General features: G+C 66.2%; 1 protein-coding gene. It reads left to right on the forward strand.

Annotated elements, in window-relative coordinates; genetic code table 11:
- Positions 1 to 222: MDR/zinc-dependent alcohol dehydrogenase-like family protein (locus tag BST12_RS30340; RefSeq protein WP_139802156.1), on the forward strand; the 222-nt coding region annotated here is incomplete at both ends.

The raw sequence follows: 222 nt of genomic DNA on the forward strand, positions 1-222 counted from the left end.
GCCGGTTTGTCGAGATCGGCAAGCGCGACATCTACGGCGACACCAAGCTCGGGCTCTACCCGTTCCGGCAGAACCTCTCCTTCTACGGAGTCGACCTGGGGCTGATGGCGGCGAATCAACCCGCCGCGGTCCGCGAATTGCTGGCCACGGTGTACCGGTTGACCGCAGAGGGCGTGCTGCCGATGCCCGAGAGCACGCATTACCCGCTGGCCGAAGCGGCCA

Origin of the sequence: Mycobacterium angelicum (assembly GCF_002086155.1) — a bacterium.
GTDB classification, from domain to species: Bacteria; Actinomycetota; Actinomycetes; order Mycobacteriales; family Mycobacteriaceae; genus Mycobacterium; species Mycobacterium angelicum.